This window comes from Anaerohalosphaeraceae bacterium (genome assembly GCA_035378985.1).
In the GTDB taxonomy this organism is placed as follows: Bacteria; Planctomycetota; Phycisphaerae; order Sedimentisphaerales; family Anaerohalosphaeraceae; genus JAHDQI01.
Window position 1 is genome coordinate 1 of the sequence record DAOSUR010000033.1, and the last position, 6,947, is coordinate 6,947.

General features: G+C 49.0%; 8 protein-coding genes. All 8 read left to right on the forward strand.

From position 1 onward, the window contains the following. On the forward strand, nt 1-1,241 hold a 1,241-nt coding region (locus PKY88_13065; GenBank protein ID HOQ06130.1), incomplete at its 5' end, for a phage terminase large subunit family protein. 446 nt (nt 1,242-1,687) lie between these two features. Further along, nucleotides 1,688-1,882 (forward strand): hypothetical protein, encoded by a 195-nt coding sequence (locus PKY88_13070; protein HOQ06131.1) that lies wholly within the window; start codon nt 1,688-1,690, stop codon nt 1,880-1,882. A 3-nt stretch (nt 1,883-1,885) separates the two neighbouring features. After that, complete coding sequence (locus PKY88_13075) at nt 1,886-3,301, forward strand: phage portal protein (GenBank protein ID HOQ06132.1); 1,416 nt, start codon at nt 1,886-1,888, stop codon at nt 3,299-3,301. 8 nt (nt 3,302-3,309) lie between these two features. Continuing rightward, nucleotides 3,310-5,313, forward strand: coding sequence for a hypothetical protein (locus tag PKY88_13080; protein HOQ06133.1), 2,004 nt, complete (start codon nt 3,310-3,312; stop codon nt 5,311-5,313). Nucleotides 5,314-5,380: 67 nt separating this feature from the next. Next, complete coding sequence (locus PKY88_13085; protein HOQ06134.1) at nt 5,381-5,707, forward strand: DUF2190 family protein; 327 nt, start codon at nt 5,381-5,383, stop codon at nt 5,705-5,707. Between the two features lie 136 nt (nt 5,708-5,843). Beyond that, nucleotides 5,844-6,146: a hypothetical protein gene (locus PKY88_13090; GenBank protein HOQ06135.1), complete on the forward strand. Its 303-nt coding sequence runs from the start codon at nt 5,844-5,846 to the stop codon at nt 6,144-6,146. A gap of 15 nt (nt 6,147-6,161) precedes the next feature. Next, a complete protein-coding gene (locus PKY88_13095) occupies nt 6,162-6,473 on the forward strand; it encodes a hypothetical protein (GenBank protein ID HOQ06136.1) in 312 nt (103 codons plus the stop codon). Beyond that, nucleotides 6,470-6,904 carry a hypothetical protein gene (locus PKY88_13100; protein ID HOQ06137.1) on the forward strand — a complete coding sequence of 145 codons (435 nt, stop codon included), beginning with the start codon at nt 6,470-6,472 and terminating at the stop codon, nt 6,902-6,904. Before PKY88_13095 ends, PKY88_13100 begins: the two co-directional genes overlap by 4 nt. Nucleotides 6,905-6,947 lie beyond the last annotated feature (43 nt).

A 6,947-nucleotide genomic window follows, 5' to 3' on the forward strand; every position in this document is an offset into this window, starting at 1 on the left:
CCGATCAAATTCTTAACCGCGAAAAATTTCCCGCGTGGCACGGAGAGCGAACTAAGTTAGTGTATCAATGGCCCGAAAACACGAAACTATGGAATGAATACGCACGTTTGCGTGAAGAATCCTTACGCCGCGGCGGCCGTGGTGAAGAAGCGACGGCCTTTTACATCCAGAACCGTCAAGCCATGGACAAGGGGGCCAAGGTTTCTTGGGAGGCCCGGTATTCACCGGATCAAGGAGAAGTAAGCGCGCTTCAGAGCGCTTACAACTTGCTTTTGGATTATAAAGAGTCCGCGTTTTATTCGGAGTTTCAGAACGAGCCCGCCGCAGCGGGGCGGGAAGAAAAAACAAAACTAAAACCGGAAAACGTTTGGCGAAAAGCAAACGGACGCAAAAAAGGAGAAGTTCCCATCCATGCCGTCAAGATCACGGCCTTTATCGATGTTCACGACAATTTGTTGTTCTATTGCGTTTGCGCGTGGGAGGAAGGGTTTACCGGATATGTAATTGAATACGGAGTTTACCCGGAGCAGAACCGGCGGCATTACACGTTAAGCAATGTCAAGCGGACCTTGCAAACCGTCCACCCCGGATCGGGCCTTGATGGGGCAATCTTTGCCGGGCTGGACAAACTGGTGCGACGACTGCTTGATACCCAATACAAGCGCGGCGATGGATATGCATCTATTGATCGGCTTTTTGTTGACATGGGGTACAAAGATAAGATTGTCGCGGCTGTTAAAGCAAAGAGCGGTGGGTCTACGATGATGCTATCTAAGGGCGTCGGTATCCGCGCGGCGAATCGTCCGATCTCTCAATACAAGAAAAAACCGGGCTGGAGATTCGGGTATCACTGGTACATCCCAAGCGTCAGCGGCACGCAGGAGTTCCCCCATATTTGCATCGATGTGAATTTTTGGAAATCGTTCGTCCACGATCGAATCTCTACGCCGCTCGGAGATATGGGCTGTTTGTCCATATACGGCAAGCCTGATATGCATGAGTTGTTTGCCGAGCATATCGCAAACAGCGAGACGTGGACCTTGACGCACGGGCAGGGCCGCGACGTCAAGGAATGGAAGATCAAACCATCCAAGCCGGACAATCACTGGTTCGACTGTTTGGTCGGCTGTGCCGTGGCCGCCAGCGAACAAGGAATCACAATCTTAGGGCAAGAGATCGAGCCGACGCGTCCGCGGAAAAAACTGAAACTCTCGGAATTGCAAAAACAAAGGATGCGATAGATGGACCGGCGGCCGATCCACTTGTCCGATTTGCAAGACCAGCAGAGGAAAGAACGCGGGCTTGTTTGTGATCGGTGCGGCTGTCGAGATCTGCGCGTGTATTATACCGATTCGCGCAGCAAATTTAAGATCATCCGGTATCGCAAGTGCCGACATTGCGGGGCGCTGTATGTGAGCGAAGAACGTATCCGTAAAAAAAATTACAAATAATAGTAAGTTTTTTGAATTTGTTTTACATTTTTCTTTTTCTATCGGTATATTATAAATGAACAGGACCTTCCATGTGGCAGTGGCAGCGGCCGTTAATCGCGGCCGTTGCCATAATTGGAAAGGATGAAAGCGGTTATGCGTCTCGGCGCAAAGAGCGGGCCATTGAAATCTAAGACCGGACAGCACCCTCATGTCCGGTCTCAGAATCCGCCTGAAAAAAATGAAAGGGATGTCAAATGGCGATAAAGGACTTGATTGAAGAGGCGGTTGCAACACCCAAAAAAGTATCTGGTGATGCTGGGACTGTTGAGCGGGTATCAATCGATGACCTTATTAAGGCGGACAAACACCTTGCGAGCAAGGCCGCAACTTGCGGTGACGGACTGAAAGGTGTGAAGTTTTTCAAACTGAGACCCCCTGCTGCAATCTAAGATATGTTTAACTTTTTTAAGCGAAAACCCGCACGGCGTGCTATCAAGCTGCCGATTACAGCTGTGAAGTACGATGCAGCCCAGACGACTGCCGATAATGAACGGCACTGGGGGCTTGCTGATTGTATTGGACCCAATGCGTCTGCAAGTCCGTCTGTGCGGGCTACCCTGCGAAATCGCTCCAGATATGAGTTCGAGAACAACTGCTATCTGAGCGGTATCATTGAAACGCTTGCCGATTATCAGGTCGGAACTGGACCGTTGCTGCAAATGCTGACCGAGAATGTTGCAGCGAATCAGAAGGTCGAGGAATTGTTCGCACGGTGGTGCGAAGAAGTTGATTTTGCCGGAAAACTATGGACTATGAGGGTCGGGTTGGCCGTCGATGGAGAGGCATTTGCTATCCTCACCACAAATCCGAATCTTGGTACGCCTGTGAAACTCGATTTTAGACCAATCGAGCCGGAAATGGTATCCACACCGTTTGACAAATTAAACGATGACAAAATATATGACGGCATTGAATATGATGAATATGGCAATGTTGTTGCATATTACGTGCTCGACGACCATCCGAATGATATTTTTGCTTTTTCTAAACACAAACAATTGACGTACAAAAAGTACCCTGCCAGCGAAATCATACATTGGTACAAAGCGAGACGGGCCGGTCAAAAGAGAGGCGTTCCTGAAACTACACCGAGTTTGCCACTGTTCGCCAATCTGCGGCGTTATACCGAGGCCGTTCTTGCCGCGGCGGAAACAGCCGCCGAACTTGCGATGGTGTTGTTTACCGACGCTCCGGCTGGCGGGGAAGCGGCCGACGTGGATGCAATGGATGTTATCTCACTCGAAAAAAGAATGGCAACCGTATTGCCGGAGGGCTGGAAACTCGGTCAAATGCAGGCCGAGCAGCCGTCAACCGGATATGGCGAGTTCAAAAAGGAGATTATCAATGAGGTTGCCCGCGGTTTTACAATGCCCTATAACGTGGCCGCTGGCAATAGTGCCGGCTACAACTACGCGTCCGGTCGGCTGGATCACCAGACATTTTTCCGTCGAAATAGAGTCGCCCAGGCGAAAATGAAGAGGGATGTTTTGGACCGCATTTTTGACGCCTGGATGTCTGAGGCAGTGCTAATAGAGGACTATCTGCCTGAATCTATGCGTCGACTTGTTGAATATAAGCATTCCTGGTTTTTCGACAGCGAGGGACACGTCGATCCAGCAAAAGAGGCAAATGCCCAGAATATACGCCTCAGGAATCATACCACGACGTATGCTGAGGAGTACGCACGACGCGGCAAGGATTGGTTGACTGAATTTGAGCAGATTGCGAGAGAGAAGGCCAAAATGCGTTCTCTCGGTATCGACGATTTGGATATTGCAGGTCTGCAAAGGACTCGTAAAGAAAGGTAAAAGCAAAAATGGGGAAAATGCTGAAAAAACTGAATTTAAATTCTGTTGATTTTGATGGATTAACGATTGTTGCGGCAAGCGATGAAGACGGGGGAAAAACCCCAACGTTTAAAATACTCGCTTACAACGGCGGAAAAATACGAGTCTCGATGTGGGATGATCCTGTTGTTGTCGATCTCAATGGATTGCAGGTTAGGGCAGGGAAGCCTGTGTTTTACAATCACCGCAGCGATCTGGAGAATCTGATAGGACAGGTAGAAACGATCGAGAAAAGAAACGGCAAGCTGGTCGCCGAAGGCCCTGTCATAGGTGAAAGCGAAACCGTTAAAACGATTCTTATGCTGAACAAGAAGGGGTATCGGTTCCAGGCGAGCATATCTGTTGATGTGTATGACTATTATTCGCTGCAAAAGGGCGAAAAGGCAAATGTAAACAGCCAGACAATAACTGGGCCAGCCACTGTTATTACTAAATCGAAACTTTCTGAAATCAGTTTTGTGCTGCAAGGAGCTGATGAGAATACAAGTGCCAAAATTGCTGCTGCAAAAGAAGAAGAGATACAAATGGAGAACAAAATCATGAGTGAAAAAAAGAAAGAAGTTGTTGCTGCCAGCCAGAGTGATCCAAAGGTAGTAGAGGAGGGCACAGTCGAAACCACACAAAAAATTGAGGCAGCTAAGCAGACCGACAACGATTCTATCGTAAACAAGATTCGAAGCGAAGCTGCTGCTGAGGCCGAACGTATCGCCGCAATTCGTGCGGCATGCGGCGGACAGTTCCCGGACATCGAGGCCAAGGCGATCCGTGAAGGGTGGTCAGAGGACAAGACGAAACTTGAGGTGCTGCGGGCAGAGCGGCCCTCTGCTCCAAATGTGATTGGGCGAAAACCTGTCGAGTCGCTATCTGTCCTTGAGGCAGCCGCTCTGATGTCCGGCGGAATCTCCGCCGATCATCTCGTAAAGAAGTACGATGAGAGCATCATTGAGGCCGCCGATACGCGATACAAGGGACGAATTGGACTTCAGCAGATGATCATGGAGGCCGCTCGTGCGAACGGTTGCAGTGTGATGTATTTCCGAGAGGACCCGAGACGTGTGCTCGAGGCGGCGTTCCCGCCTGTAAAAGCTGCATTCAGCACGGTTGATCTGGCAGGAATCATGAGCAATGTTGCAAACAAGTTTCTTCTCCAGGGATTCGAGAGTGAAGAGTCCGTATGGCGGCAGATCGCAGCCCGCCGGGCTGTCAACGATTTCAAAACGATTACAAGTTATCGCCTGACTGGGGCGTTTGAGTTTGACGAAATTGGACCTACCGGCGAATTAAAGCATGGAACACTTTCTGACGAATCATTCACAAACCGAGCCAGGACACACGGTAAGATGTTCACAATCACCCGCGAGGATTTGTATAACGATGACCTCGGCGCGTTGACTTCCCTTCCGGTCAAGATTGGACGCGGCGGGCACAAAAAATTGAACAAAGTCTTTTGGACTGAATTCATGGACAACGCGTCCTTCTTCACGGCGGCGCGCAACAACTATGCGGAGGGTGCTACTACAGCACTTAGCGTCGAAGGGTTGGCGTTGGCAGAACTGATGTTCCTCGAGCAAGAGGACGCGGACGGCAGCCCGCTTGGTGTTGATCCGCGGATTTTGCTTGTGCCAAGTGCCTTGGGGTACAAGGCACGCCAGCTGATGGCGAGCGTTAAACTCGGGGCCGAATCCGGCGAACCGGAAACTAACCCATTTGCCGGCATGTTCAAACCCGTTGTGTCCCGCTACCTTTCCAACAACAAGATCGCCGGCTCAAGCGCAACTGCTTGGTATCTGCTGGCCGACCCGAATGATATTGCCGTGATTGAAGTGTGTTTTCTAAACGGCAAGGAGATGCCGACTGTAGAGTCTGTTGATGCAGACTTTAACGTGCTCGGCATACAGTTCCGCGGGTACTTCGACTTCGGCGTTGCGAAACAGGACTGGCGAGCTGGTGTTAAGATGAAAGGAACCGCCTAATCCTAATTATTAGAATTAGGTGAGTGCTGAAAAATAACCTGATAAACAGATTATTACGGAGATCGTTATGGCAAAGTTTGTACACGAGGGTCGGAGCATTGATTATGTCCCAACTGCCGATGTGAACGCTGGAGACGTTGTTGTGCTTGGGGAAATTGTCGGTGTTGCCACAAGAAGCATTCCGGCGAACCGATTGGGGGCATTGCAGGTCGAAGGTGTCTTTGATTTCCCGAAAGGGAGCGAGGCTATCGGGATCGGTGTAGTGTGTTATTGGAATGCAACTGGTAATGTTGCAACCACTGCAGCAGGCGAAGGCGGTGTGAACAAAAAGATTGGAGTCTCTGTTGCAGCGGCAGCAACTGAAGATTCTACCGTACGAATTAAAATGAAATAAAACAGGGTCTTCTTGCTCAGGGCAAGTGTCTGCGGCGAGATGTCGCCGCAGGCACTTTTTGTAAAGAAATAGCTGATTTATGGCTGATTTGCTGAAAGACGGATTAAGGTTCCTTGAAGAGCAGCGAAAGTTGTTCATGACCGTTCCTGTCGTTTACAGGCGTGGAGAGAAGGAGATTTCCGTTTCGGCCACAATCGGAAAGACCAAATACGATGTAGGTGTCGAAGAGTCTGTCCGAGTCGGGTCTCATACAGTTGATTTTTTAATTGCCGCCGAAGACATGGTGATTGACGACGTCCCTGTTGTGCCCGGGCCCGACGACGAGATCGACTATAATGGTAGTACATATTCTGTTGTGCGGCTTGCTGACGATGGATGCTGGCGATGGAGTGACCCGCACGGCAATACCTACAGGATTCACACCAGATTTTCGGCGTAAGATTATGAGATGAGAATGGAATCCGAAAATATCATAGAAGAGATCAAAGAGACATCGTGGCTTAAGTTGGCGGCAACTGTGCTGTCCATCGTGTTTGCATGCGGAATTGTTTACAAAATGATTAGTGATAACACACGAGTAATTCAGATACACGAGACAAAAATCAATGAAATAGAAAAATGGATCTCGGCCCAGACCGAGAACCAAAGGAACATTGAAAAAACCCTCACCAGGATTGAAAACAATATCTCTGCCATTTCCGATATACGAGCGAAGGTCGATTATCTGATCGACACAACGCGGGAGCGGGAGAAGGAAAAAAAATGACAACCGCTGTTGACATAGCCGATGCTGTCGTCTCTGAACTGAACAATTCTGAAGCCGGATTCAGTTTGGATTTTACAGCTGAACGGATTCTGCTGCCGTATTTCGAACAGAAGGATCTTGTATCACTTAAAGTGACAGTTGTCCCGTCTGAAGTATCATATTCTTCGCTGAGCAGGAGTTCTGTGCTTGCTGAGTATGGAATTGATGTGGCTGTCCAGAAGAAAGTGAATGTTGGCAGCGATGATGATATTGAAACACTGATAGGTTTGACGAAGGAAATAGCCGACTACCTGAGAAGGAAAAAGTTGGCTTTGGCTGATTATGCATGCTGGGCACGAAGCCAGATTAGCCCGTTGTATTCCGTTGAACATCTGCTTGACCACAAGGTTTTTACAAGCGTTGTGAAAATATCCTACAAAACTGCGGAGTGAAAGAAAATGAGAACTTTTTCAAAATTTGCCGTTGTACTCAGTT

Excerpts from the sequence above, each read along its gene's own strand:
- PKY88_13085 (HOQ06134.1), top strand. The coding sequence starts at position 5,381 with ATGGCAAAGTTTGTACACGAGGGTCGGAGCATTGATTATGTCCCAACT.
- PKY88_13095 (HOQ06136.1), top strand. The coding sequence starts at position 6,162 with ATGGAATCCGAAAATATCATAGAAGAGATCAAAGAGACATCGTGGCTT.
- PKY88_13080 (HOQ06133.1), top strand. The coding sequence starts at position 3,310 with ATGGGGAAAATGCTGAAAAAACTGAATTTAAATTCTGTTGATTTTGAT.
- PKY88_13100 (HOQ06137.1), top strand. The coding sequence starts at position 6,470 with ATGACAACCGCTGTTGACATAGCCGATGCTGTCGTCTCTGAACTGAAC.
- PKY88_13090 (HOQ06135.1), top strand. The coding sequence starts at position 5,844 with ATGACCGTTCCTGTCGTTTACAGGCGTGGAGAGAAGGAGATTTCCGTT.
- PKY88_13070 (HOQ06131.1), top strand. The coding sequence starts at position 1,688 with ATGGCGATAAAGGACTTGATTGAAGAGGCGGTTGCAACACCCAAAAAA.
- PKY88_13075 (HOQ06132.1), top strand. The coding sequence starts at position 1,886 with ATGTTTAACTTTTTTAAGCGAAAACCCGCACGGCGTGCTATCAAGCTG.